The sequence below is a fragment of the Salmonella sp. 741265050_HSA genome (assembly GCF_046569445.1).
GTDB classification, from domain to species: domain Bacteria; phylum Pseudomonadota; class Gammaproteobacteria; order Enterobacterales; family Enterobacteriaceae; genus Salmonella; species Salmonella enterica.
In genome coordinates this window covers 108,020-134,311 of sequence record NZ_JBKFSV010000008.1, presented here as the reverse complement: position 1 = coordinate 134,311, position 26,292 = coordinate 108,020, and the positions used below count along the sequence as shown (strand labels likewise).

Sequence of the window (26,292 nt, the reverse complement as noted above, 5' to 3'; positions counted from 1 at the left end):
TATAAATTAGATATATCTAAATAAGTAGGAGGCAATGATGCAAAATCAACATGAAGGGTGTTGCAAAAACCGGGATCATAAGCACGACGGCTGCTGTAAAGATCGAGAACATCAGCATGAAGGCTGCCATAGCGCGCATCAGCATGAGAACGCCAGTTGCGGCGGCGAACACCGTCACGGACACGGCTGTGGTCGTCATGGACAGGGCGGTGGTCGACGTCAGCGATTTTTTGGCCACGGGGAACTTCGGCTGGTCATTCTTGATATCCTGACCCGGGACGCCAGCCACGGCTATGAACTGATTAAAGCGATAGAAAACCTGACGGGGGGCGGCTATACGCCAAGCGCTGGCGTGATCTACCCTACGCTGGATTTTTTACAGGATCAGCAATTTATCACGATTAGCGACGAAGAAGGCGGGCGGAAAAAAATCGCGATTACCGCGAACGGCGCGCAATGGCTTGATGAAAATCGCGAACACCTGACGCATATTCAGGCGCGGCTAAAAGCCCGTTGTGTGGGCATGGAGTTACGTAAAAATCCGCAGATGAAGCGGGCGCTGGATAACTTCAAGGCCGTGCTGGATCTGCGGATAAACCACAGCGATATCAACGACGCGCAAATCAAACGCATTATCGGCGTGATTGATCGCGCGGCGCTGGAAATCGCCGAACTGGATTAAGCGGGCTGCGTGTCCTCTTCGCGGACGCGGAACACATTAACCAGCTCTTTTAAATGTAACGCCTGTTCGTTCAGCGACGCCGCGGCGGCAACAGACTCTTCCACAAGGCAGGAGTTTTGTTGCGTGGCGGCGTCAATCAGGCCAATCGCGCTGTTAATCTGCGAAATACCGTCAGTTTGCTCACGGCTGGCCTGCCCAATCTCGCGTAATATCACATCCATCTCTTCGACGTTATCCACCATGCCATTAATCAGGGCGCTGGCTTTCTCCACCAGGTGCATCCCTTCCTGAGTCTGACTGGTTGAATCTTCAATCAAATTACGGATTTCACTGGCTGACGAGGCGCTCTTTTGCGCCAACTGGCGAACCTCTCCGGCGACAACGGCAAAACCACGTCCATGTTCGCCCGCACGCGCCGCTTCAACCGCCGCGTTCAGCGCCAGAATATTGGTCTGAAAGGCAATGGAATCAATGATATTGATGATATCCGACATACGATTTGCCGTATCGTTAATGACGCGCATTTTCTGCGTCACTTGATTCATCATCTCCCCATTGTTTTTCACTACGCTGGCGGCGCCGGCAGAGAGTTTGGTCGCTTCACTGGTATGATCGGCTGTGTTTTTAACCGTGGCGGTAATCTGTTCCATCGACGCCGCCGTTTCTTCAACCGAGCTGGCCTGTTCTTCCGTACGCGCGGCCAAATCCTGGTTACCGGCGACAATTTGCGCCGCCGCCGTGGAGATACTCTCCGAACCGTTTTGCACTTCCTGTACGATATCCAGCAGACGCGTTTTCATCGCCATTAACGCTTGCAGTAGTACGCCTGTTTCATCTTTATAATCGGTGGTGATATGACGAGTCAGATCGCCATCGGCAATCGCCTCGGCAAAGCGTACCGCGTCATCAAGCGGTCGGGTAATGGAACGTACGATATACCATCCCATTACGCATCCGGCGGCGATGCTTATCAGCGCCAGGGTAATTAACAGCGTCCGGTTAGTTTTAAAATCTCCTTCGACCTGCACGCCCGCGTTGTGCATTTGCGCGTCCTGAACAGCGATAAGCTCCTGAACTTTATCCTTATAGACCTTTTGCACCTGCACCGTTCTGGTCATCATCTCCTGAATGGCCGCCTGACGATTATGGCTTTGAATATCTTGCAAAATACGGAATCTGGACTCCAGGTATTGCTGGCGCGCTTCACGGATCTCGGTAATGATTTTCTGCGAAGCCGCATCGTGACGATTGCTGGAAAGCTCATCCAGTAGCGCCGTAATACGGTGGCTTATTTCATCCAGCTCTTTCTGCGAACTCTGGCTCCAGCGCCCCTCCTCATCCAGTAGCATGAGCTGCTGCGCGATGATGAAATCATTAAAATTATCGATTAACAGGTTGGCTTTCACCGTGGTGGGATAATCATTGGTAATAATGTTCTGCATACCCGTATTAGCCCGATCAAGGCTAAACAAAGACAGAGCGGAACTGACCACCATGAGAACAATGAATAAGCCAAAGGCCATAAATAATTTTGAACGTATTTTAATGTTATGCAAAAACATATTTTCTCCCTGGGATTGCATATCCTCATACAGGAAGATTTATCGGCAATAATGTTACTAACTTTATGATATTGATCGCTTTTTATTTCGGAACATTATTAGTAAATAATATTTATTGTTCACAGAAAGATGAACCAAAAGTGACATAAATTGGCACTAATAATGAAAGAAATACGCTAAAAGGTTAACCATTTCTTATTTATCAACTGAGCTTATACCTATTAATAGGTAGGCAGGAAGAAGGAATAAATATCACATTATTTTTAACATCACAGGCCACTGATACTCTCTATGATGGCAGGCACCGCCTTCTATCAGAGCGCATCCGCCCGGTAAGCTTGTTGCTACCGGGCGGATGTCATTACCGTTGCTACCTACAAGTAAACTTAATGCAGTACCGTGACCGCATCCTCCAGCCGGCTGGCACGGTGTTTTACCATTGCGGAGACTTGTGCGCTTTCTTCCACCAGCGCCGCATTTTTCTGGGTTATGCGGTTCAACTCGTCCACGGCGCGAGTCAGGCTGGAAAGCCCATCTGTCTGTTCCTGAGTCGACTGGCTGATCCGTGCGATAAGCAGGGTGACATTTTGCACCTGGGCTACAATGTCATCCATGGTACGGCCTGCGGCGTGAACCTGCTCGGAGCCTGACTGCACCTTTGTTGCGCTGGCATCAATTAATTTACGAATATCGTTCGCCGCGTTAGCGCTGCGGCTGGCAAGATGACGTACCTCGCCAGCAACCACGGCAAACCCTTTCCCCTGCTCGCCCGCTCTCGCCGCTTCTACCGCCGCATTCAGCGCCAGGATATTCGTCTGAAAAGCGATATCGTTAATTAGCGTGGTGATCGTCCCGATACGTTGCGTACTGTGAGCGATATCATCCATCGTTTTAATCACCGTATCCATCGCCTCACCTCCCTGAGTCGCCGCGCTACTGGCCGCCATGGAAAGCTTATCCGCAGCGGAAGCCGTCTCGGAGTTGAGCTTCACGGACTCCGCCATCTGATTCATGGTCGTTACCGTTTCCTGAACATTCTCCACGGTCTGACGGGTGTGTTCGTTCAGATCATTATTACCCTTCGCCAGCCTTTCACTGCCGTTTCTGACGCTGGAAACCTGACTTGATACGTCATTGATCAGCCAGCGGCACATCAAGCCAAGCTGCCCTACGGCCCTCAGCGTCAGCCCCAACTCATCGCTACGATTAAGATGTTGTACGCTGTTGCGTTCGCCGGTCGCCACTTTCAGCGCCTGCGTCGCCACATTTTCAATGGGACGCACAATTTGCCATTCCAATAGCGCCGTACCTGCCAGCATCGCCAACGCGCCCAACAGCAACGCCTGCCATGAGGCATCCGTACCGAACAGCGCCAACGCCAGCATTACGGCCATTAGCCCCATAATGCTACGCACTCGCCAGCGAACAGGCATAGCGGGCAGTTTGCCCAGCAAACCCTGACGAACCACCAGGCCTTTATGAATACGTTTACTACACCGCCCTTCATTTAGCGCCTGATATAAAGGCTCAACGGCGGCAATCTCATCATCCGTGGCGCGGGTACGGATCGACATATATCCCGTCACACGCCCTTCACGTATCATCGGTACCGCGTTGGCCCGCACCCAATAATGGTCGCCGTTTTTACGCCGGTTTTTCACAATGCCGCTCCACGGTTCGCCCTGTTTTAGGGTATACCACATATCTGCGAAGGCAGCTTTCGGCATATCCGGATGACGCACCAGATTATGTGGCTGCGCCAGTAACTCGTTTAACTGATAGCCGCTCACCTGGACAAAAGTGTCATTGGCGTGAGTGATATAGCTTTCCAGGTCGGTCGTAGACATCAGAGTGGTATCATCATCCAGCGGGGTATTTAGCTGGCTGACGTAGGGATGAGAAGACATGATAGCGTCCTGTGCAGGTTATCTGGATGTTAATTTTTCGCTCAGATGTTATTTCGGCGCTAATCTATTTATCTTTAGTTGTTAAAATTGCTCTGGATCGCAATTTGCGATTAATCCTTAATATTTGTACGATTTTCACCTCATCCTGCGCCTTATTTTCATTATGAAATTGTTTAGCATGGACAACCTTTTTCTTTAAAATCTGCCCTGGCTCACCTTTTTCTCACGCCGCCGCTACCGCAACACACCGTAAACCGTAAAACAAGATCTGCTCAAAATGCATCCAATTGTTAACGCATGATATTAAATGTTGTGTAAATGTGATTATTCCTGGTGTTTATCCCGATTTTCACTATGGGCTTAGACCCCCGCTAATCCCTGCAATACTTAATTCAGTATCATGTGATACACGGCCCTCTGGAGCTCATTTTGAACAGGTTACCTTCCAGCGCATCGGCTTTGGCCTGTAGCGCGCACGCACTGAATCTCATCGAGAAGCGAACGCTAAACCATGAGGAAATGAAAGCACTAAACCGAGAGGTCATTGACTACTTTAAAGAGCATGTAAATCCAGGATTTCTGGAATACCGGAAATCTGTTACCGCTGGCGGGGATTACGGAGCCGTAGAGTGGCAAGCGGGTAGTTTGAATACGCTTGTCGACACCCAGGGGCAGGAGTTTATCGACTGTCTTGGGGGGTTTGGCATCTTTAACGTGGGGCACCGTAATCCTGTTGTGGTATCCGCCGTCCAGAATCAACTCGCAAAACAACCTCTCCACAGCCAGGAGTTACTTGACCCCTTGCGGGCGATGCTGGCAAAAACGCTGGCGGCGCTGACACCGGGGAAACTCAAGTACAGCTTTTTCTGTAACAGCGGCACCGAATCCGTCGAAGCGGCGCTAAAACTGGCAAAAGCGTATCAGTCGCCGCGCGGCAAGTTTACCTTTATCGCCACCAGCGGCGCATTTCACGGCAAATCATTGGGCGCGCTCTCCGCCACGGCCAAATCTACCTTCCGCAGACCCTTTATGCCTTTACTGCCGGGCTTCCGCCATGTGCCGTTTGGCAATATCGACGCGATGAGCATGGCATTTAGCGAAGGCAAAAAAACGGGCGACGAGATAGCAGCCGTGATTCTGGAGCCTATTCAGGGTGAAGGCGGCGTGATCCTGCCGCCGCAGGGATACCTGACAGAGGTACGTAAGCTCTGTGATGAATTCGGCGCGCTGATGATTCTGGATGAAGTACAAACCGGCATGGGGCGTACCGGCAAGATGTTTGCCTGCGAGCACGAAAATGTGCAGCCTGATATTCTGTGTCTGGCGAAAGCCCTTGGCGGCGGCGTGATGCCGATTGGTGCCACCATCGCGACTGAAGAGGTGTTTTCGGTTCTGTTCGACAACCCCTTCCTGCATACCACCACTTTTGGCGGTAATCCGCTGGCTTGTGCTGCCGCGCTGGCGACCATTAACGTCCTGCTGGAGCAAAATCTCCCGGCCCAGGCGGAACAAAAAGGCGATACGCTCCTGGATGGTTTTCGACAACTTGCGCGTGAATATCCCAATCTGGTACACGATGCGCGCGGCAAAGGTATGTTGATGGCCATTGAATTTGTCGATAACGAAACGGGCTACCGTTTTGCCAGTGAGATGTTCCGTCAACGCGTGCTGGTCGCTGGTACGCTGAATAATGCGAAAACAATTCGTATCGAGCCACCGCTCACGCTAACCATTGAACTGTGCGAACAGGTATTGAAATCAGCGCGTAATGCGCTGGCGGCGATGCAGGTGAGCGTTGAAGAGGTTTAAAGACGATGCCGGATGGCGCTATGCTTATCCGGCCTGTTTTCCCCGGGTCGCGGCCTCTTTTTTGAATCCCATCACAATCACCACATTCCCCTTTTCCCTTTTACCTCGCGACGGCTACAGTAGTAACTCATCCGACCACATAACAATAATTTTACATACTGGATACGCTTATGAGCTACCCGTCGCTGTTCGCCCCGCTCGATCTGGGCTTTACTACTCTCAGAAACCGCGTGCTGATGGGATCGATGCACACGGGTCTGGAAGAACATCCTGATGGCGCCGAGCGCCTGGCGGCATTTTATGCCGAGCGCGCGCGACACGGCGTAGCGTTAATCGTCACCGGCGGTATTGCGCCCGTTCCCTCCGGGGTCGTGATGACCGGCGGCGCGATGCTGAACGATGCCAGCCAATTAACGCCTCACCGCGTGGTGACCGATGCCGTACATGCGCAAGGCGGTAAAATCGCGCTGCAAATTCTGCACACCGGGCGTTACAGCTATCAACCGCACCTGGTCGCGCCGTCGGCAATTCAGGCGCCAATCAACCGCTTTATGCCGCATGAACTGACGCATGATGAAATCTTGCAGTTAATCGACGACTTCGCGCATTGCGCGCAACTGGCGCGGGAAGCAGGCTACGACGGCGTAGAGGTGATGGGATCAGAGGGCTATCTGATTAATGAATTTCTCACCCGGCGAACTAACCATCGCGATGACGAATGGGGCGGCGACTATGCCAGCCGTATGCGCTTCGCGGTTGAGGTAGTACGCGCGGTACGCCAGCGGGTAGGGAACGACTTTATTATTATCTATCGCCTGTCGATGCTCGATCTGGTGGAAAATGGCGGCACGTTCGACGAAACGGTACAACTGGCGCAAGCCATTGAAGCCGCAGGCGCAAGCCTAATTAATACCGGCATTGGCTGGCATGAGGCGCGAATCCCGACCATCGCCACGCCAGTACCGCGTGGCGCCTTTAGCTGGGTGACGCGGAAACTCAAAGGTCATGTGTCGGTTCCGCTGATCGCGACCAATCGCATTAACGATCCGCAGGTCGCCGAGACGATCCTGACGCGCGGCGATGCCGATATGGTGTCGATGGCGCGTCCCTTCCTTGCCGATGCCGAATTCCTGACTAAAGCGCAATCCGGACGCGCAGATGAGATCAACACCTGTATCGGCTGTAATCAGGCCTGTCTGGATCGGATCTTTATCGGCAAAGTGACCTCCTGTCTGGTGAACCCGCGCGCCTGTCACGAAACCCACATGCCGATAACGCCGGCCATACGCAAAAAGAATCTGGCCGTTGTCGGCGCAGGCCCGGCGGGGCTGGCTTTCGCGATTAACGCCGCGTCGCGCGGCCATCATGTCACGCTGTTTGACGCCCAGAGTGAAATTGGCGGTCAGTTTACTATCGCCAGGCAGATCCCGGGTAAAGAGGAGTTTTACGAAACGCTGCGCTACTACCGTCGAATGATCGATGTTACTGGCGTTACGCTGAAACTGAACCAACGGGTGAACGCAGAGGATCTTCAGCCGTTTGACGAAGCGATCCTCGCCTGCGGAATAGTACCGCGACGCCCGCCGATAGACGGTATCGATCATCCAAAGGCATTGACCTACCTGGAGGTATTGCGCGATAAGGCGCCGGTTGGTAAACGAGTGGCGATCATCGGCTGCGGCGGGATCGGTTTTGACACGGCCATGTATCTGAGCCAGCACGGCGAATCCACCAGCCAAAATATTGCTGAATTTTGTACGGAATGGGGAATTGATACCAGCCTGCAACAGGCAGGCGGTCTGCGCCCGGAAGGCCCGCGCCTGGCACGTAGTCCACGGCAAATCGTCATGCTGCAACGCAAAGCCAGCAAGCCGGGCGAAGGATTAGGTAAAACCACCGGCTGGATCCATCGCGCGACGTTACTGGCGCGCGGCGTGAAGATGATCCCGGCGGTCAGTTACCAGAAGATCGACGACGACGGATTACATCTCTTGATCGGCGGCGAACCGCAGTTGCTGGAAGTGGATCATGTGGTGATCTGCGCCGGACAGGAACCTCGCCGCGAGCTGGCGGATCCGTTACGCGCCGCAGGTAAAACGGTACATCTTATCGGCGGATGCGATGTCGCGATGGAGCTGGATGCCCGACGGGCGATTGCCCAGGGCACCCGACTGGCGCTGGAGATTTAACGACTTTGCCTGATGGCGCTGCGCTTATCGGGCTTACGCCGTCATACCGGTTTTATAGGCCGGTATGACGCTTGAGCGCCTTATCGACGGCGTCCTTGCTTCACCGCTTTCAAAATAACAAATTTATTGTTGGTTGCTATCGTCGCGCAATTACCGAAAATCTTCTTCAGCTTGTGGAAATAGTCCAGATGGCGGTTCGCCACAATATACAGTTCGCCGTTGATTTTCAGGCAGCGGCGGGCATGATGGAACATCTCCCAGGCGATATTATCCGTCAGCGCATGTTTCTGGTGGAACGGCGGGTTGCAGAACACAGCGTTAAAACGGAACGGCTCCACGCCGGAGAGCGCGTTGTTGATCATAAATTCGCAGCGTTCGAACGCTTCCGGCAGGTTCGTTTCTACATTCAAACGGCTGGAATCTACCGCCATCGGCGATTCATCGACAAATACCACGTTCGCCTGCGGATTTTTCGCCAGTAAGCTCAGGCCAATCACCCCATTGCCGCAGCCGAGATCGACAATCTCCCCGTCGAGGTTTTCCGGCAAATGCTGCATAAAGAAGCGCGCGCCGATATCCAATCCGGTACGAGAAAAAACATTCGCGTGGTTGTGAATCGTCCAGCCTGTATCTTCCAGTTTCCAGCTTAGCGTTTGCGGCGCGTCGGCCAGTTGCGGATGACTGAAGGTACAGTTAATCAGGCGCGCTTTCTTCCACGCCAGCGTCGTCGTGGTTGGGCCCAGCACTTTTTCAAACAGTTCCAGCGTAGAGGTATGAATATCTCGCGCTTTCGCGCCGGCGATAATACGCGTTTGCGCCGTAACGACCTTACGCAAAGCGCGTAACTGCTGTTCCAGCAACGCCAGCGTTTTCGGTACCTTAATCAATACCACGCCCGGCGCCTGCGGGTAGTCAGCGGTACTGTCGAGAAACGTTACGCTGGACTCCGCGATGCCGTTATGGCGTAAATTCTCTCGCGTACCCAGTTCGCTTAAATATGAATCGCCAATACTGTATGGCGAATGCTCCGCCAGCGCACAGCTTAGCGCGCCAAACGTATCATTCAGGATCAGCACCGGGCCGCGAATTTCCGTCTCATCCAACTGTTGCAGCAGATACTCATCGGCCGCCTCCCACGCCAGAAGCGGGTTAACATCATCCGTTTGCGGAAAACGTTTCAGCGTCAGTGAACGGAAACCGTCGTCTACGTGGCTCATTAGGCCTCCTGAATGGTAAAATTGCGGCGTTATCCCTGAAAAGGGTGCGTGAGTATACACTTTTTATCAGCAACATGGAGCTTTGATGACCTCACTAACTTACCTTCAGGGGTATCCGGAACATCTCCTTGCCCAAGTGCGCACCTTAATCGCCGAGCAGCGCCTGGGAGCGGTGCTGGAAAAACGTTATCCCGGCGCGCATGATTACGCCACTGACAAAGCGCTATATCACTATACTCAGGAACTGAAAAGTCAGTTTCTGCGCAATGCGCCGCCCATCAATAAAGTGATGTATGACAGCAAGATCCATGTGCTGAAAAATGCGCTGGGACTGCATACCGCTGTCTCGCGCGTTCAGGGCGGCAAGCTCAAGGCAAAGGCGGAGATCCGCGTCGCCACCGTGTTTCGCAACGCCCCGGAGCCATTCTTACGAATGATTGTGGTTCACGAACTGGCACACCTGAAAGAGAAAGAGCATAACAAAGCGTTTTATCAGCTCTGCTGCCATATGGAGCCGCAGTACCATCAACTGGAGTTTGATACGCGCCTGTGGCTGACGCATCAGGCGCTGTCGGCACAATAAATTCTGAAAATGCCCCTTCCCCCGTATCTTTTTAACGGCGTGGGCATAAAATCGGCGCGTTCACATTTCGCTCATTGCCTGCCGCCACGTCAAGGATGACGATCTGTAGAGGGTATTTTTTATCCACCGCCAACGGAACCGCGCAACAACCATGCTCTCACAATGTGCCCGTTTTATCCGCCGCCTCTGTTTTACACGCCGGGCGTTAACAGTGGCGTGTTTTCTGCTTGTCGCAGCAGGCGTCGCGCTTTTCTATTCCAACTGGCTTATCGTCAACGCCTCGCAGCATCTGACATGGAATGACATTCAGACCGTTCCCGCCCGCAACGTCGGGCTGGTGTTAGGCGCTAAACCCGGCAATCGGTATTTTACCCGGCGGATTAATACTGCCGCCGCGTTGTATCACGCCGGTAAAGTGAAGTGGCTGTTAGTCAGCGGCGATAATGGCAAAAAAGAGTACGATGAACCTTCGGCGATGCAGCAGGCGCTGATAGCGAAAGGTGTGCCGGAAGCGGCCATTTTTTGTGATTATGCCGGATTCTCCACGCTGGACTCCGTAGTTCGCGCCCGGAAAGTGTTTGGCGAAAGCCGCATTACGATTATCTCGCAAGCATTTCATAATCAACGGGCGATCTGGCTAGCGCAACAATATGGCATTGACGCTATCGGCGTTAACGCGCCGGATCTGAATAAAAGGCACGGAACCTACACACGACTTCGGGAAAAGCTGGCGCGGGTTAGCGCAGTGCTGGATGCCAAAATTTTGCATCGTCAGCCTAAATATCTGGGCGCTGGCGTCACTATTGGGGCTGATAGCGCACACGGGTGCCCTTCTCGCCAGTAAAATGCCAGAGTGCGTCGCAGCGCACTGGCAAGGGCGGAAAGGCGTGCTACATTGACGAAAAATCCCTTTCTGGAGTCCGCTGACGTTTATGATACGTTTCGCTGTAATTGGGACTAACTGGATCACGCGCCAGTTTGTCGACGCCGCCCATGAAACCGGCAAATTCAGGCTCGCCGCCGTTTACTCCCGTAGTCTTGAACAGGCGCAGTCTTTCGCAAATGATTATCCCGTCGAGCATCTGTTTACCTCGCTGGAAGCGATGGCGCAAAGCGACGCGATAGAGGCGGTTTATATCGCCAGCCCGAACTCCCTGCATTTCTCCCAGACACAGCGCTTTTTGCAGCATAAAAAACATGTCATGTGCGAAAAGCCGCTGGCTTCTAACCTGGCGGAGGTTGATGCCGCTATCGCCTGCGCGCGCGATAATCAGCGGATACTGTTTGAAGCCTTTAAAACCGCCTGCCTGCCCAATTTCCTGCTGCTGCGGGAATCGTTGCCGAAAATCGGCAGAATGCATAAAGCATTCCTAAATTACTGCCAGTACTCTTCACGTTATCAGCGCTATCTGAACGGTGAAAATCCGAATACGTTTAATCCGGCCTTCTCCAATGGTTCGATTATGGATATCGGGTATTACTGTCTGGCGTCGGCGATCGCGCTATGGGGCGAGCCGCGCAGCGTTCAGGCGTCGGCGAATTTATTGGAAAGCGGAGTAGATGCACACGGCGTCGTGGTTATGGATTACGGCGATTTTAGCGTCACGCTACAGCATTCCAAAGTCAGCGACTCGGTACTGGCCAGTGAAATTCAGGGCGAGAGGGGATCGCTGGTCATTGAAAAGCTGTCGGAATGCCAGAAAGTGTGTTTTGCGCCGCGCGGCGCGCTGATGCAGGATCTGACCCAGCCTCAGCATATTAATACCATGCTGTATGAAGCCGGGGCGTTTGCCCAGCTTATTGAAAACCACGCCGTGGAACATCCGGGGTTGTCGCTAAGTCGCGCCACGGCAAAATGGCTGACAGAAATACGCCGTCAAACCGGGGTCATCTTCCCGGCGGACGATCTGACCCATCCCCTTACTGCGTAAAATTAAGTAAATCATATGTTACAGGTCATTGACTCTACGCGTGGCCTGTCATACTTTGTTACGCGCAAAGGGGAGTAACTTCATTGCCGGTCGATCGTCATTACGATGTGTGCAAAACCACATCCGGTCACCGGGCAGCCATAAAGGAATGCGTCAGCGTATTCCTTTATTGTTGTAAGTGAGACCTTGCCGAATGGCAAGGTCTATGCATAAAAGCAGCGGCTAATGCCATTCGGCGTTAGCCGTTTTTTTTTGCATGGGGAGAAATAATGAATACTGTTGGTACGCCATTATTATGGGGTGGATTCGCGGTTGTTGTGGTGATAATGCTATCCATCGACCTGTTGTTGCAGGGACGCCGTGGCGCACATGCTATGTCGATGAAACAAGCGGCAGGATGGTCAATCCTGTGGGTAACGCTCTCGCTACTGTTTAACGCCGCTTTCTGGTGGTATCTGGCTGAAACGCAAGGGCGCGAAGTTGCTGACCCGCAGGCATTAGCGTTCCTTACCGGCTATCTGATTGAAAAGTCGCTGGCCGTAGATAACGTCTTTGTCTGGCTGATGCTGTTTAGCTATTTCTCCGTCCCTCCGGCTCTGCAACGCCGGGTGCTGGTGTATGGGGTTCTTGGCGCGATCGTGTTGCGTACTATCATGATTTTCGCCGGTACCTGGCTTATCACTCAGTTCGAATGGCTGCTGTATGTGTTCGGTGCCTTCCTGCTGTTTACCGGCGTAAAAATGGCGCTGGCGAAGGAAGACGAATCCGGCATTGGCGAAAAACCGATGGTGCGTTGGCTGCGCGGGCATCTGCGCATGACTGATACGATCGAGAACGAGCACTTTTTCGTACGTAAAAACGGCCTGCTGTATGCCACGCCGCTGCTGCTGGTGCTGATTATGGTTGAGTTCAGCGATGTGATCTTCGCCGTTGACAGTATTCCGGCGATCTTTGCGGTCACCACCGACCCGTTCATCGTACTGACCTCTAACCTGTTTGCCATCTTAGGACTGCGCGCGATGTACTTCCTGCTGTCCGGCGTGGCGGAACGCTTCTCGATGCTGAAATATGGTCTGGCGGTCATTCTGGTCTTTATCGGCATTAAGATGCTGATCGTCGACTTCTACCATATTCCTATCGCGATTTCGCTGGGCGTAGTGTTTGGCATTCTGACCATTACGCTGGTGATTAACGCCTGGGTTAACCATCAGCGCGATAAGAAACTACGAGCGCAATAATCTTTTATCGGGGTAAACCTGCCCCGTCAAAAACGCCCGGCAGCGCACACCTGTCGGGCGTTTTTGTTTAACATGTCACAATACTGTTAATATAAAGTTATAAAACATGATCACAGCAAAAAATCCAGGATATTTCGCTTCCCGAACCTTCAACTTTCCTTATACTCAACCAGGCAAACACTTTGTTACATCCTGAAAGATGCGCCGTAAGAGCGTGCAGGGGATGACCAGCAACACAATACAAGGAACATGAAATGGCTACGCAACGAGCATCAGGGCTACTGCAGCGTTTAGCGCAAGGCAGTCTGGTTAAACAAATTTTAGTGGGTCTGGTACTGGGGATTTTACTGGCATGGATTTCTAAGCCTGCGGCGGAAGCGGTTGGCTTGCTTGGCACCCTGTTCGTCGGCGCCTTAAAAGCGGTCGCCCCCGTTCTGGTGCTGATGCTGGTAATGGCCTCGATCGCCAACCACCAGCACGGCCAAAAAACCAATATTCGCCCTATTCTCTTTCTTTACCTGCTAGGCACCTTTTCAGCCGCGCTGGCGGCCGTTGTGTTCAGCTTCGCCTTCCCTTCAACGCTGCATCTGTCCAGTAGCGCCCAGGATATCGTGCCGCCGTCCGGCATTGTAGAAGTCCTGCGCGGTCTGCTGATGAGTATGGTGTCGAACCCCATCGACGCGCTGCTGAACGCTAACTATATCGGGATTCTGGTATGGGCCGTCGGTCTGGGATTTGCCCTGCGTCATGGCAATGAAACCACCAAAAACCTCGTGAACGATATGTCTAACGCCGTGACCTTTATGGTGAAACTGGTGATCCGTTTCGCGCCAGTCGGTATTTTTGGTCTGGTTTCATCAACGCTTGCAACCACCGGCTTCTCCACCCTGTGGGGCTATGCGCACCTGCTGGTCGTCTTGATTGGCTGTATGCTGCTGGTCGCGCTGGTGGTCAACCCGCTGTTGGTATTCTGGAAAATTCGTCGCAACCCTTATCCGCTGGTGTTCGCCTGCCTGCGTGAAAGCGGCGTTTATGCCTTCTTTACCCGCAGCTCTGCCGCCAATATTCCAGTGAATATGGCGCTGTGCGAAAAACTGAATCTGGACAGGGATACTTACTCCGTTTCCATTCCGCTGGGCGCCACTATCAATATGGCCGGCGCGGCAATTACCATTACGGTTCTGACGTTGGCGGCAGTTCATACGTTAGGCGTCCCGGTGGATCTGCCTACAGCGCTGCTGCTGAGCGTGGTGGCCTCGCTGTGTGCTTGCGGCGCCTCCGGCGTGGCAGGCGGTTCATTGCTGCTGATCCCGCTGGCGTGCAACATGTTTGGCATCCCGAACGATATCGCGATGCAGGTAGTAGCGGTCGGCTTTATTATCGGCGTATTGCAGGATTCGTGTGAAACGGCGCTGAACTCATCTACCGATGTTCTGTTCACTGCGGCAGCCTGCCAGGCAGAGGACGAACGTCTGGCGAATAACGCCTTGCGTAGCTAAGTGATTATCGATGCCGGATGGCGTATGCCATCCGGCGTAACGATAGATCTGAATCTCCCAATCCGTAGGCTGTGACGTAAAGCGAATTTATATCCACACGCAACATCCTCGCGTAACGTTATATGTAGATGGCGCCTGCCGCGGCGCTCGGTCAGCGTAAAGTATAAAGTGTCAGCCTGTGTAAATCCTCTCGCCACCCTCCCTTGCGATAAGCAAAATCAAAGCTCAACGACGCGTAATTTCTATAACGGACTTCGTTGACCTTTGTTACAATTAGATGCATTTTGAATTTTTGTGTGTTAGTGCTTGCTTACTTCACAACTTAACAAGGAATAGTTCAGGCCGCGAATTTGCCGTTTCCGCAACGCTGATAAAAACTCCAACTCTGTTGCGGCAGTGCAAACCTCAGATCACCGGCGTGACGTTAACCGATTCTCCAGGAATACTGAATGGAACTACTGACTCAATTGCTGAATGCCCTGTGGGCTCAGGACTTTGAAACACTGGCCAATCCTTCCATGATTGGCATGTTATATTTTGTGTTATTTATGATTTTGTTTCTGGAAAATGGGCTGCTCCCTGCCGCCTTTTTGCCTGGCGACAGCCTATTGATCCTGGTCGGCGTGCTGATCGCCAAAGGCGCGATGGGTTTTCCACAAACCATTTTGCTGCTTACCGTCGCGGCCAGCCTGGGTTGCTGGGTGAGCTATATTCAGGGCCGCTGGCTGGGGAATACCCGCACCGTGCAAAACTGGCTCTCTCATCTCCCCGCACATTATCATCAACGCGCCCATCACCTTTTCCATAAACACGGCCTGTCGGCATTATTGATAGGCCGTTTTATCGCGTTTGTCAGAACACTGCTGCCCACCATTGCCGGCATATCCGGCCTGAATAACGCGCGCTTTCAGTTCTTCAACTGGATGAGCGGCTTGTTGTGGGTGCTTATCCTGACGTCGCTGGGCTATCTGCTGGGCAAAACGCCCGTCTTTATGAAATATGAAGATCAGTTAATGTCATGCCTGATGCTGCTGCCCGTGGTACTGCTCTTTTTTGGCCTGGCGGGTTCACTGGTCATGCTGTGGAAAAAGAAGTATGGGAGCCGGGGATAACTTATGCTTAAACCACGCATAACTGCCCGACAACTCATTTGGATCAGCGCTTTTCTACTGATGCTGACCATACTCATGATGACGTGGTCAACGCTGCGTCAGCAAGAGTCGACGCTGGCCATTCGCGCGGTTAACCAGGGCGCCAGTATGCCAGACGGCTTCTCAGTTCTGCATCATCTGGATGCGAACGGCATTCATTTTAAAAGCATTACGCCTAAAAATGACATGTTGCTCATTACCTTCGATTCCCCTGCGCAAAGCGCCGCAGCAAAAACAGTGCTTGATCAAACGTTACCACACGGTTATGTCGTCGCTCAGCAGGACGATGACAACGAAACGGTACAGTGGCTGTCCCGCTTACGGGAAAGCTCACACCGCTTTGGCTAATCTCCATGAATCCGAATCATATCACTCACTTTGGTGATTTCATTGTTTAATGACTATGATTAATAAAGCGGTGTTTAACCCACCGCGTTATTATCGGGATCACCGCCCCGGACAACGGGTCCGAACATAAGGGAAAGTTCAGGAATGAAATACCGCATCGCTTTGGCTATCACGCTTTTTACACTTAGCGCCGGTAGCTACGCTAATTCGCTTTGTCAGGAAAAAGAGCAGGATATACAAAAGGAAATTAGCTACGCTGAAAAGCACAACAATCAGCGCCGTATTGAGGGTCTGAACAAGGCGCTCAGCGAAGTACGCGCCAATTGTACTGACAGCAAGCTGCGCGCCGAGCATCAGAAAAAGATCGCTGAGCAAAAAGAAGAGGTAGCCGAACGCCAACGTGATTTAGCCGAGGCAAAAGCAAAAGGCGATGCGGATAAAATAGACAAACGTGAACGTAAGCTGGCCGAGGCTCAGGATGAGCTAAAAAAACTTGAGGCCAGAGACTACTAAATTAACGCCGAATGTAAATACTCACTCACCTGGAGAAAACTATGTCGAAAGATAACACTACGGAACATCTGCGCGCTGAGTTGAAATCCCTGACCGATACGCTTGAAGAAGTGCTGAGCTCTTCGGGCGAAAAGTCGAAAGAAGAGTTGAGTAAGATTCGTAGCAAAGCCGAGCGCGCGCTGAAAGAGAGCCGTTACCGCCTGGGCGAAACGGGTGATGTGATTGCCAAACAGACTCGCGTCGCCGCCGCCCGCGCCGATGATTATGTGCGCGAAAATCCCTGGACAGGCGTAGGCATTGGCGCCGCTGTCGGTCTGGTGTTGGGCGTGCTGCTGACGCGTCGTTAATTATGGCGGACTCTCGACAGGCACAAGGACCAGGCAAAAGCGTACTGGGTATCGGGCAGCGGATTGTCACCATTATCGTTGAGATGGTGGAAACCCGGCTGCGACTGGCGGTAGTAGAACTGGAAGAAGAGAAAGCGAACCTCTTTCAGCTTTTGCTGATGGTAGGTCTTACCATGCTCTTCGCGGCGTTTGGCTTAATGAGCCTGATGGTTCTGGTCATCTGGGCTATCGATCCTCAGTACCGTTTGAACGCGATGATCGCTACCACAGTTGTGCTGTTAGTGCTTGCGCTAATCGGCGGCATCTGGACTTTGCGCAAAGCGCGTCAGTCCACGCTATTGCGCCATACGCGGCACGAACTGGCTAACGATCGGCAAATTCTGGAGGACGATCAGTCGTGAGCAGCAAAGGCGAACGCGAAAAACGTAAAGCGCTGCTTCTCAGTCAGATCCAGCAGCAACGGCTGGATCTGTCCGCCAGCCGTCGCGACTGGCTGGAGACCACCGGCGCGTACGATCGCGGCTGGAATACGGTGTTAAGCCTGCGCTCCTGGGCGCTGGTCGGTAGCAGCGTAATAGCCATCTGGACCATCCGCCATCCTAATATGTTGGTACGCTGGGCGAAACGCGGCCTGGGTATCTGGAGCGCCTGGCGCCTGGTAAAAACTACCCTCCGTCAACAACAGCTCCGCGGTTAATATCTTTTCTTTTATAGCATCGCGCCATCAGGTTATCGCCCGATTACACCTGGTGGCGCGATACTTTTATGCATATCGTCTCTTTATCAATCACTCAAATTTTTTGAAAAAATTTGGCAATTTTCCTTGCTAACAATTCCTGTACGCCACGTTTATGATTCTCTCCAGCGATAACAATGACGCGCTAAACCGCGTCATTGCTCATGAAAATAGCAGCAGCCGCCGAATCGGCCTCCTGGAGAATAAAATGAAAAAATTAGAAGATGTTGGTGTACTGATAGCGCGTATTTTAATGCCAGTTCTGTTTATTACCGCAGGATGGGGAAAAATTAGCGGCTATGCGGGCACACAACAGTATATGGAAGCGATGGGCGTACCAGGATTCCTGCTGCCGCTCACCATACTGCTTGAGTTCGGCGGCGGTCTGGCGATTCTGCTGGGGTTCCTCACCCGCACCACTGCGCTTTTTACCGCTGGTTTTACGTTGCTGACGGCATTGATCTTCCATAGCAATTTTGCAGAAGGTGTAAACTCGCTGATGTTTATGAAAAACCTGACCATTGCCGGCGGATTCTTATTACTGGCGTTAACCGGGCCTGGCGCGTTCAGCCTTGACCGTCTGCTGAATAAAAAGTGGTAAGCAATCTATACTCAATTAAAAAAGCGAGGGAATAGCGCCTCGCTTTTGTCATCTGAAGGAGAGAGACATGGGACAACTGATCGATGGCGTCTGGCACGACACCTGGTATGACACCAAATCTTCCGGGGGGAAATTTCAGCGTTCAGCGTCGGCTTTCCGCAACTGGCTTACCGCTGACGGCGCGCCCGGACCTTCCGGCGAAGGCGGATTCGCCGCAGAAAAAGATCGTTACCATCTGTACGTTTCCCTTGCCTGCCCCTGGGCGCATCGCACGCTCATTTTCCGTAAACTGAAAGGTCTGGAGCCGTTTATTCCGGTTTCCGTCGTGAGTCCATTGATGCTGGAAAACGGCTGGACGTTTGATGATACTTTTCCGGCGGCCACCGGCGATACCCTCTATCAGCATGAATTTCTCTACCAGTTGTATCTGCACGCCGATCCACACTACAGCGGCCGCGTCACCGTACCGGTCTTATGGGATAAAAAAAATCATACTATCGTCAGCAACGAGTCCGCCGAAATCATTCGTATGTTTAACTCCGCCTTCGATGGGCTGGGCGCTAAAGCCGGGGATTACTATCCCCCCGCGCTGCAAAGCAAAATTGACGAGTTAAACGGCTGGATTTATGACAACGTTAATAACGGCGTTTATAAAGCAGGCTTCGCCACCAGCCAGCAAGCGTATGATGAAGCGGTAGAAAAGGTGTTTACTGCGCTGGCGCGCCTGGAGCAGATTCTCGGACAGCACCGCTATCTGACGGGCGACCAGTTGACCGAGGCGGATATCCGCTTATGGACGACCCTGGTACGCTTTGATCCGGTTTACGTGACTCATTTCAAATGCGACAAATACCGAATCAGCGACTACCTGAATCTGTACGGTTTCCTGCGCGATATCTATCAAATACCGGGCATTGCTGAAACCGTTAATCTTGACCATATTCGTCACCACTATTTCCGTAGCCATAAAACGATTAACCCCACGGGTATCATTTCCATCGGACCGTGGCAGGATCTGCTCGAACCTCACGGGCGCGACGTGCGCTTTGGCTAATTTCAGGCGTCCTCCGGGACGCCTTATTAATAAATACCACAAATATTTACCAACATTTCATTCGCGGCTATTCTTAGTTTGATTACTTTAAAAACAAGTGATTGAACCATTATTGAGGCGAAAATGGATTGGTATTTAAAGGTTTTAAAAAATTATCTGGGATTTGGCGGCCGCGCGCGACGCAAAGAGTACTGGATGTTTATTCTGGTCAATATCATCTTTACCTTTGTGTTGGGCCTGCTGGACGCCATGCTTGGCTGGCAACGCGCCGGGGGTGAAGGCGTTCTGACCACCATTTACGGCGTTCTGATCTTTTTACCGTGGTGGGCCGTGCAGTTCCGTCGTCTGCATGACACTGACCGCTCCGCATGGTGGCTACTGTTGCTACTTATCCCCATTATCGGCTGGCTTATCATCATCGCGTTCAACTGCCAGAATGGTACGCCGGGCGACAACCGCTTCGGCCCCGATCCGAAACGTTTTTCCTGATGGCGGCGCGGCGCCGCTTTTAAAGCGCCGCGCGCTATTTATTTTCCGGCGAATAGCTTAGGTATTTCCCGCAGGCACCAGGCTTTTGCCTCCCCCATACTGTCGCGCCGCCAGGCCATAATAATATCGATTTCGCTGGTCGATTCCGGGCTGACCACGCGTAGCCGCCCTTCGGCAATATCCTGTTCCACCATCGAATATGGCATGGTCGCGACGCCAAGCCCGGCCAGCAGCGCCTGACGTTTATCTTCAATCGTGCTTACCGTCAGACGTGGCTGCTTATCCAGCAGTTGCACCGTTAATACCGGCCGCTCGCGCGCGGTATCCGCTACCGCTACGCCGCGGTATTTAACCCGCGTCACTTCCGAAAGCGGCTCCGGCTCCTGATGAATAGGGTGGTCAGGCGCAGCGACATACACATTCATTAACGTATACAACTTACGGGAATTAATTTCCGACGACGATCGAAAATGCATATCCGGAGCGATAACGATATCCGCCCGTCCCTGCTCAAGCCGCTCCCATGCGCCAGCCAGTACTTCGGTAATCAATGAAAGCTGCGTATTGGCTTTAGCGGCCAGCCGGTCGATCAGCGGAAAAAAAGCAGGCGTTGGTACCAGAGCTTCAGTGACCAGCGTCAGATGCGTTTCCCAACCGCGGGCCAACGCTTCAGCATCCGTCGTTAACTTGTCTGCCGCTTCCAGCAATACCCGCCCGCGTTCCAGCAGCATACGTCCGACGTTGGTGAATTTTGTACGATGGCCGGAGCGATCGAACAGTACAACGTCCAACTCTTCTTCCAGCTTCTGCATGGTGTAACTCAGCGCGGAGGGCACCCGCCCCAACTCATCAGCCGCTGCGGCAAAACTGCCCCGGCGGTCAATGGCGTCCATCACACGCAATGCTTCAAGCGTCAGCGCTCTCTCTTTAGCCATAACGTTCTCATTCAGGAAATTTGAACATACCGGGCAGAATATCTGGCTAACAATGCAGCGTCCAGCCCCTTAACATAAAAGGAAGTAAAGAGAGGTTAATAACGATGATTACGACCCGAACCGCCAAACAATGTGGACAAGCAGACTACGGATGGCTACAGGCCCGCTATACCTTCTCCTTTGGACACTATTTCGACCCTACACTGCTGGGCTACGCGTCGTTGCGCGTACTGAACCAGGAAGTGCTGGCGCCGGGCGCCTCTTTTCAGCCTCGAACTTATCCAAAGGTGGATATTTTAAACCTGATTCTGGACGGCGAAGCGGAATACCGCGACAGCGACGGCAACCATGTACAGGCTAAAGCGGGCGAAGCGTTACTGCTCGCCGCGCAGCCGGGCATTAGCTACAGCGAACATAATCTCAGCAAAGTTAAGCCGTTAACCCGAATGCAACTGTGGCTTGACGCCTGTCCTGAACGGGAAAACACGCTGGTACAAAAAATCCCACTCCTGGCGGCGCAACAACAGCTTCTTGCCTCGCCCGACGGTGAGCAAAACAGCTTACAACTGCGCCAACAGGTCTGGGTACATCATATTACGCTGGAGAAAGGCGAATCGCTTAATTTCCAGCTTCACGAGCCGCGCGCCTATTTGCAGTCGATTCACGGTACGTTCCACGCGCTGACGCACAACGAAGAACGCGAGGCGTTAACCTGCGGAGATGGCGCATTTATTCGTGATGAACCTAACATTACGCTGGTTGCCGATACGCCGCTGCGCGCATTACTGGTAGATTTACCGGTGTAGTCAGCCAGAAAAGGAGTCACAAGATGAGCAAAAAATCGGCGAAGAAACGTCAGCCCGTGGTAAAACCTGCCGTACAGGAGGCGATGAGCGCCACTGTGCCGCTGGGCTATGAAGAGATGCTAACCGAACTGGAAGCCATCGTGGCGGACGCCGAAGCCCGGCTGGCAGAAGAAGAGGCCGCAGCCTGAAATCATGCCGGATGGCGGCGCAAGCGCCCGATCCGGCTGATAACAGATAGACCCGATAAGCGCAGCGCCATCGGGCAGCACGCTGCCCCGACGACATGCCGGGGCGTTATTATTAATGCGCTTTACTGGCCATAATCTCGATGATCTGCTTGTCTGTCTGCTGCATTGAGCGACACGCCAGCGAACACAAATTCGCAATAGATTGTTCGACATTGTGCGCCACAATCCCTTCGTTTCCGGTCACCGCCGTATCATCCAACGCCATCAGTACGGCTTTCCACGCCGCCGACGCGCTGGTAGAGACTTTCATCGCGCAGCTATTCGACGCGCCATCGCAAATCATCCCGCTGACATCACCAATCATACTGCTGATAGCCATTGCGATAGTGTCGTAACGACCATCTATCAGCCACGCCATACCCGCTGCCGCGCCCATCGCCGCCGTAGTTGCCGCGCACAGCGCCGACAAACGCGGAAGCTGATGGTGAATATAGATAGCGCTCAAATGCGATAACATTAGCGCGCGCGCCAGGCGTTCGTCATCGGCGCCGACATGTTCAGCAACCACCATGACTGGCACCGTGGCGGTAATCCCCTGGTTGCCGGAGCCGGAGTTGCTCATCGCGGGCAACGTGGCGCCGCCCATTCTGGCGTCTGACGCCGCGCTGGTACGGATCAAAATCGCCGTGGAGAGATCTTTCGCCAGCAGACCGCGATCGCACTGTTTGGCCAGCGTCGAACCAATATGCAGCCCCCAGGAACCACGCAGTCCCTCCTGCGACAACGCGCCGTTTAGCCTGGCCGCATCGAGAATAAAGCGAATAGCGTCAAAGGGCACCGCATTCACAAACGCCAGGATCTCTTCCAGCGAGGTATGAGACAGCACTCCCAGTGGCGAGGTTTTTTCTTCTTCCTGCGCATTATCGGCTTGGGTAAATACCACGCCCTTGTCGGTTTCTATCCGCACAATATTTGTATGATCGCCGACGATCGTGACACATGCCCAGCTATCGCCGCTATACACTTTCGCCCGTGAAAACAGGATATCGTTACATGGCTCCTGCAACATCACTGCGACATGTCCGGCGGCCAGCATCGCTTTTGCATCGGCAACGGCTTTAGCGGAAGCGTCTTTTAGCACCTCCAACCCGGCTTTCGCATCACCGCCCAACGCGCCAAGCGCCGCGGCGATCGGTAGCCCTACCATTCCCGTTCCTGGAACGGTAACGCCCATACCATTTTTCATCAGATTAGGCGAAACCCACGCGTCAATGCGTTCAACTGTGCCGTCAAGTTCAGCCGCCGCCGCCGCTGCCGCCAGCGCCAGTGAAATTGGCTCAGTACACCCCAGCGCCGGTTTTACTTCTTCCTGTACGGCCAGGATAAAACTTTGCCACAATGGATTTATTTTAGATTCAAACATAACAACAACCTTAATCTCAGGTATATCAAGAGAATGCCAGGAACGGAGAAACGCATAGCAGCAGACCGGTAATAATAATCAGGTACAACGAAGCGCCTTTATATTTGTGCAATGCGGGAACCTTGTAGACCAACCATGCCGGAATTAAACAGCCCACCATACCGAAGATAGGGCTACAAATAGAGGTGAAGCTCAGTACCGGCGCATTGAGCACAATGGCGCTCCAGGCCAGCAAAATAGCGAAAATCATAATGCCGCGCTGTACCAGATTTTCCTTAATCTTCTCGGCGGGCATTTTGCGGCGCAGGATATTCATCACAATGCCTTGCGTCGCTTCGCGGAATCCTAAATAAACGCCAAAGAAGGCGGTCATGACGGCAAAGATGTTCAGAATTACGCTAACCACTTTGACCCAGCCAGCGCCATCGCCGCTAATAAATTGCGCGGCGATCGCCAGGGCGGAAATATTCTGCTCATAGGCTTTCACCGCTTCGTCATGCCCCATCGCCAGGGTGAAGGAAACCGCATAGAAAAATACGGTAACGAACAGGATGCCAAACGCGATATTCATGGCACGCAGCGCTTTATGGCGTGCGACCTCAATAGATTTTTCGCGTGAACGGTAAGAGATCACCATTGGGCTTAACGTCTGGATAAATAAAATCGAGGTCAGCGTAAATGGCAGGGTAATAATGGCGTTTTTAATCAGCAGGGCCATCGGCGGCAGCGCGCCAATGTTATACAGATGCCACATACCCACCATAGAGGCGCCCAGCGCCGCCACTACCAGTAGCTTGGTCAGCACCATGCCGGTGGAGATTTTGAACAGTAATTTTTCACCGCGTGAGGAAATCGCGACCAGGATGCAGATCAGCACCAGACCATAAAATGGACTATCGGAAAGTAATCCTTCCGTTACGCCGAAAGTATGCAGATAAGAGGCGCTGTCGTTAGTAATCGCCGTAGAATAGACGAACATCCAGATGACGAGCATTACAAAGTACAGCGCGCCTAATAAAATACCCCAGTTTTTGCCCAGATAGCCGCTGATCACGCTGGGGTAGTCTTTACATTCCGGGGATTCCGCCAGCGTATTAATAAACAGCCGCTGGAACAGGTACATGGCCGGATAACCAATAATAGAAGAGAGTAAAAAGACCCAAAGTCCCATCAGGCCAACCTGGACAGGAAGAAAAACGATCCCTGCGCCGATCGCCATCCCGATACTCATAATGACCCAGCCGGTGTCGGTACTATCAAATTTGATGGCTTCACGCCATTCGCTTTCTGTCATCCCTGCCCGACGCGCCGGGGCTGATGCGTCGAGGATTACGCTGGTATTACTAGCCGATTCCATAAAATTCTCGCTCAATGTGTAGGTAGAGGTTTTTTTATTTTTCGTGCCGCAGCAAGGCGATATGCAGAACGTGAGGTGCAGGTACTTTCTTGTAATAAGAAAATCATACGCGCACGATAAGAGAAAAACTTACCAATAAAACGCCTGCATTTCTTGTGGGTTAAGAATTATTTTCTATTTACTATTTATTTAATATTGTTATTTTCTCTATTTGACGCGTATCACAACAAAAAAGGGCGCACGTTGGTGCGCCCTTTTCTCAGCTTCTGTCTTCTGCGTTATCCCATAGCCTGCTCACTCTGCGCCTGTCGGGCCTATCCACAAACGACTTTAATCGCCAGACCGCCGCGCGACGTCTCGCGATATTTGTCGTTCATGTCTTTACCCGTTTCGTACATGGTTTCGATCACTTTATCGAGCGAAACCCGCGGCTCAGAGGTACGGCGTAGCGCCATTCGCGCCGCATTTACCGCTTTAACGGCGTTAATCGCATTACGTTCAATACAAGGGATTTGCACCTGACCCGCCACCGGGTCACAGGTGAGGCCAAGGTTATGCTCCATCGCAATTTCCGCCGCAATACAGACCTGCGCCGGGCTGCCGCCCAGCAGTTCTGTCAGCCCCGCCGCCGCCATCGAACACGCGACGCCAACCTCGCCCTGACACCCCACTTCCGCGCCGGATATCGAGGCGTTCATCTTGTACAGCATGCCAATCGCCCCCGCCGACAGCAGATAGCGGGCGATAGAGTTGGCATTGACCGGACGACGGAATTTGTCGTAATAGGCCAGCACCGCGGGAATAATGCCGCACGCGCCGTTGGTCGGCGCGGTGACCACTCGCCCGCCCGCCGCGTTCTCTTCGCTCACGGCCAGGGCGAACATGTTAATCCAGTCGATGACGTTCATCGGATCGCGGGAGAGATTATCGCTGGAGACCAGCAGACGCCGTAACGCTACCGCGCGGCGTGGAACGTTCAGCGGCCCCGGCAGCACGCCCTCAGTATTCATGCCACGTTCAATTCCGGTCGCCATCACCTGCCAGATGCGGGCAAAGCCAGCGTCAATCTGCTCTTTGCTCCGCAACGCCAGTTCATTTTGCATCATCAGGCCGGAAACCGAGAGCCCCTGTCTTTCACACAGCGTCAGCAGTTCGCTGGCGGAATGAAAATCATACGGCACCGATTTTTCTACGTCGTGCGACTGACCAAAGCGTTCCTCTTCGACAATAAAGCCGCCGCCAATAGAGTAATACGTTTTGTGTAAAAGCGGCGTTTGCCCGTGCCAGGCGGTAATTCGCATACCGTTTTCATGGCGCGCCAGGGTTTCAGCGTGAAAGAGAATACTGTCGGCGACGGGAAAATCCACCACATGCGCACCACCCGCCACCGATAAACGGCTGCTGCGGGCAACCTCCTGGATAAACGCCGGAATGCTATCAATATTGACATCCTGCGGCGTATTGCCCGCAAGACCCATAATGATGGCGGTATCGGTCGCGTGGCCTTTGCCCGTCAGCGATAGCGATCCGTAAAGATCAACCGTGATGCGCGTCGTTCGCGGCAGGTCGCCGCTGTCGATCAGCCGATCGATAAAACATTTTCCTGCATTCATTGGCCCAACGGTATGGGAGCTTGAAGGTCCAATGCCAATCTTAAAAATATCAAATGCGCTAATCATATCTCCCCCTAAGATTACCGTTCAGTGAAGATCCGTCGCGGGGCGATC

At 52.8% G+C, this 26,292-nt stretch carries 26 protein-coding genes; 19 read left to right on the top strand and 7 right to left on the bottom strand.

What is annotated here, in order from left to right; translation table 11 throughout:
• Nucleotides 1-34: 34 nt before the first annotated feature.
• The gene (locus ACLD4F_RS15065) at nt 35-682 is read left to right on the top strand and encodes a PadR family transcriptional regulator (protein WP_000983434.1); all 648 of its coding nucleotides are present in this window, start codon (nt 35-37) and stop codon (nt 680-682) included.
• On the opposite strand, the gene ACLD4F_RS15060 is transcribed toward ACLD4F_RS15065, so the two are convergent.
• A complete protein-coding gene (locus tag ACLD4F_RS15060; protein ID WP_079981385.1) occupies nt 679-2,244 on the bottom strand; it encodes a methyl-accepting chemotaxis protein in 1,566 nt (521 codons plus the stop codon). The two genes, ACLD4F_RS15065 and ACLD4F_RS15060, sit on opposite strands and share 4 nt — an antisense overlap.
• A gap of 386 nt (nt 2,245-2,630) precedes the next feature.
• Nucleotides 2,631-4,151: a PAS domain-containing methyl-accepting chemotaxis protein gene (locus ACLD4F_RS15055; RefSeq protein WP_001582503.1), complete on the bottom strand. Its 1,521-nt coding sequence runs from the start codon at nt 4,149-4,151 to the stop codon at nt 2,631-2,633.
• A gap of 429 nt (nt 4,152-4,580) precedes the next feature.
• On the opposite strand from ACLD4F_RS15055, the gene ygjG reads away from it, so the two are divergent.
• Together ygjG and ACLD4F_RS15045 are read left to right on the top strand one after the other, a co-directional pair.
• Entirely contained in the window at nt 4,581-5,960 is a 1,380-nt protein-coding gene (ygjG, locus tag ACLD4F_RS15050) for a putrescine aminotransferase (RefSeq protein WP_001520281.1), read from the top strand.
• A 170-nt stretch (nt 5,961-6,130) separates the two neighbouring features.
• Nucleotides 6,131-8,149, top strand: coding sequence for an NADPH-dependent 2,4-dienoyl-CoA reductase (locus tag ACLD4F_RS15045; protein ID WP_000121522.1), 2,019 nt, complete (start codon nt 6,131-6,133; stop codon nt 8,147-8,149).
• Between the two features lie 80 nt (nt 8,150-8,229).
• Here the strand turns inward: ACLD4F_RS15045 and rlmG are convergent, their stop codons facing one another.
• Complete coding sequence (rlmG, locus tag ACLD4F_RS15040; RefSeq protein ID WP_000019989.1) at nt 8,230-9,366, bottom strand: 23S rRNA (guanine(1835)-N(2))-methyltransferase RlmG; 1,137 nt, start codon at nt 9,364-9,366, stop codon at nt 8,230-8,232.
• An 85-nt stretch (nt 9,367-9,451) separates the two neighbouring features.
• Here rlmG and ACLD4F_RS15035 point away from each other — a divergent pair, with 85 nt between their 5' ends.
• The 14 genes from ACLD4F_RS15035 to ACLD4F_RS14970 all read left to right on the top strand — a co-directional run bounded on the left by ACLD4F_RS15035 (nt 9,452) and on the right by ACLD4F_RS14970 (nt 19,856).
• The gene (locus ACLD4F_RS15035) at nt 9,452-9,949 is read left to right on the top strand and encodes a M48 family metallopeptidase (RefSeq protein WP_023226132.1); all 498 of its coding nucleotides are present in this window, start codon (nt 9,452-9,454) and stop codon (nt 9,947-9,949) included.
• Nucleotides 9,950-10,100: 151 nt separating this feature from the next.
• Nucleotides 10,101-10,793 (top strand): vancomycin high temperature exclusion protein, encoded by a 693-nt coding sequence (locus ACLD4F_RS15030; RefSeq protein WP_000951045.1) that lies wholly within the window; start codon nt 10,101-10,103, stop codon nt 10,791-10,793.
• Nucleotides 10,794-10,881: 88 nt separating this feature from the next.
• Entirely contained in the window at nt 10,882-11,880 is a 999-nt protein-coding gene (locus tag ACLD4F_RS15025) for a Gfo/Idh/MocA family protein (protein WP_000617678.1), read from the top strand.
• Between the two features lie 269 nt (nt 11,881-12,149).
• On the top strand, nt 12,150-13,118 hold the full coding sequence (locus ACLD4F_RS15020; RefSeq protein WP_001098833.1) for a TerC family protein: 969 nt from the start codon (nt 12,150-12,152) through the stop codon (nt 13,116-13,118).
• A 254-nt stretch (nt 13,119-13,372) separates the two neighbouring features.
• Entirely contained in the window at nt 13,373-14,617 is a 1,245-nt protein-coding gene (sstT, locus tag ACLD4F_RS15015; RefSeq protein ID WP_000235363.1) for a serine/threonine transporter SstT, read from the top strand.
• Nucleotides 14,618-15,066: 449 nt separating this feature from the next.
• Nucleotides 15,067-15,729, top strand: a complete 663-nt coding sequence (gene yqjA, locus ACLD4F_RS15010) for a DedA family general envelope maintenance protein YqjA (RefSeq protein WP_000422141.1) — start codon at nt 15,067-15,069, stop codon at nt 15,727-15,729.
• Nucleotides 15,730-15,732: 3 nt separating this feature from the next.
• Nucleotides 15,733-16,116 (top strand): EnvZ/OmpR regulon moderator MzrA, encoded by a 384-nt coding sequence (mzrA, locus tag ACLD4F_RS15005; protein ID WP_000917516.1) that lies wholly within the window; start codon nt 15,733-15,735, stop codon nt 16,114-16,116.
• A gap of 144 nt (nt 16,117-16,260) precedes the next feature.
• Nucleotides 16,261-16,629, top strand: coding sequence for a DUF1090 domain-containing protein (locus tag ACLD4F_RS15000; protein ID WP_000877297.1), 369 nt, complete (start codon nt 16,261-16,263; stop codon nt 16,627-16,629).
• A gap of 41 nt (nt 16,630-16,670) precedes the next feature.
• The gene (locus ACLD4F_RS14995; RefSeq protein WP_000031219.1) at nt 16,671-16,976 is read left to right on the top strand and encodes a YqjD family protein; all 306 of its coding nucleotides are present in this window, start codon (nt 16,671-16,673) and stop codon (nt 16,974-16,976) included.
• Nucleotides 16,977-16,978: 2 nt separating this feature from the next.
• Entirely contained in the window at nt 16,979-17,377 is a 399-nt protein-coding gene (locus ACLD4F_RS14990) for a phage holin family protein (protein ID WP_000785626.1), read from the top strand.
• Nucleotides 17,374-17,673 (top strand): YqjK-like family protein, encoded by a 300-nt coding sequence (locus tag ACLD4F_RS14985; RefSeq protein ID WP_079943892.1) that lies wholly within the window; start codon nt 17,374-17,376, stop codon nt 17,671-17,673. The genes ACLD4F_RS14990 and ACLD4F_RS14985 overlap by 4 nt, the downstream gene beginning before the upstream one ends.
• A 247-nt stretch (nt 17,674-17,920) precedes the next feature.
• Nucleotides 17,921-18,313, top strand: a complete 393-nt coding sequence (locus tag ACLD4F_RS14980; protein WP_001592732.1) for a DoxX family protein — start codon at nt 17,921-17,923, stop codon at nt 18,311-18,313.
• A gap of 67 nt (nt 18,314-18,380) precedes the next feature.
• A complete protein-coding gene (locus ACLD4F_RS14975; protein ID WP_063809368.1) occupies nt 18,381-19,367 on the top strand; it encodes a glutathione S-transferase family protein in 987 nt (328 codons plus the stop codon).
• Nucleotides 19,368-19,490: 123 nt separating this feature from the next.
• Nucleotides 19,491-19,856: a DUF805 domain-containing protein gene (locus ACLD4F_RS14970; protein ID WP_000384139.1), complete on the top strand. Its 366-nt coding sequence runs from the start codon at nt 19,491-19,493 to the stop codon at nt 19,854-19,856.
• Nucleotides 19,857-19,894: 38 nt separating this feature from the next.
• On the opposite strand, the gene yhaJ is transcribed toward ACLD4F_RS14970, so the two are convergent.
• Entirely contained in the window at nt 19,895-20,791 is an 897-nt protein-coding gene (gene yhaJ, locus ACLD4F_RS14965) for a DNA-binding transcriptional regulator YhaJ (RefSeq protein ID WP_001041026.1), read from the bottom strand.
• A gap of 104 nt (nt 20,792-20,895) precedes the next feature.
• On the opposite strand from yhaJ, the gene ACLD4F_RS14960 reads away from it, so the two are divergent.
• Entirely contained in the window at nt 20,896-21,597 is a 702-nt protein-coding gene (locus ACLD4F_RS14960; RefSeq protein ID WP_411010911.1) for a pirin family protein, read from the top strand.
• Nucleotides 21,598-21,620: 23 nt separating this feature from the next.
• Nucleotides 21,621-21,785: a hypothetical protein gene (locus tag ACLD4F_RS14955; RefSeq protein ID WP_000039326.1), complete on the top strand. Its 165-nt coding sequence runs from the start codon at nt 21,621-21,623 to the stop codon at nt 21,783-21,785.
• 112 nt (nt 21,786-21,897) lie between these two features.
• On the opposite strand, the gene ACLD4F_RS14950 is transcribed toward ACLD4F_RS14955, so the two are convergent.
• The 3 genes from ACLD4F_RS14950 to tdcG all read right to left on the bottom strand — a co-directional run bounded on the left by ACLD4F_RS14950 (nt 21,898) and on the right by tdcG (nt 26,244).
• Nucleotides 21,898-23,208 carry a serine dehydratase subunit alpha family protein gene (locus tag ACLD4F_RS14950; RefSeq protein ID WP_000463070.1) on the bottom strand — a complete coding sequence of 437 codons (1,311 nt, stop codon included), beginning with the start codon at nt 23,206-23,208 and terminating at the stop codon, nt 21,898-21,900.
• A 25-nt stretch (nt 23,209-23,233) separates the two neighbouring features.
• Nucleotides 23,234-24,565 (bottom strand): amino acid permease, encoded by a 1,332-nt coding sequence (locus tag ACLD4F_RS14945; protein ID WP_079943891.1) that lies wholly within the window; start codon nt 24,563-24,565, stop codon nt 23,234-23,236.
• A 314-nt stretch (nt 24,566-24,879) separates the two neighbouring features.
• The gene (gene tdcG / locus ACLD4F_RS14940) at nt 24,880-26,244 is read right to left on the bottom strand and encodes an L-serine ammonia-lyase (RefSeq protein WP_000622071.1); all 1,365 of its coding nucleotides are present in this window, start codon (nt 26,242-26,244) and stop codon (nt 24,880-24,882) included.
• Nucleotides 26,245-26,292: the final 48 nt, after the last annotated feature.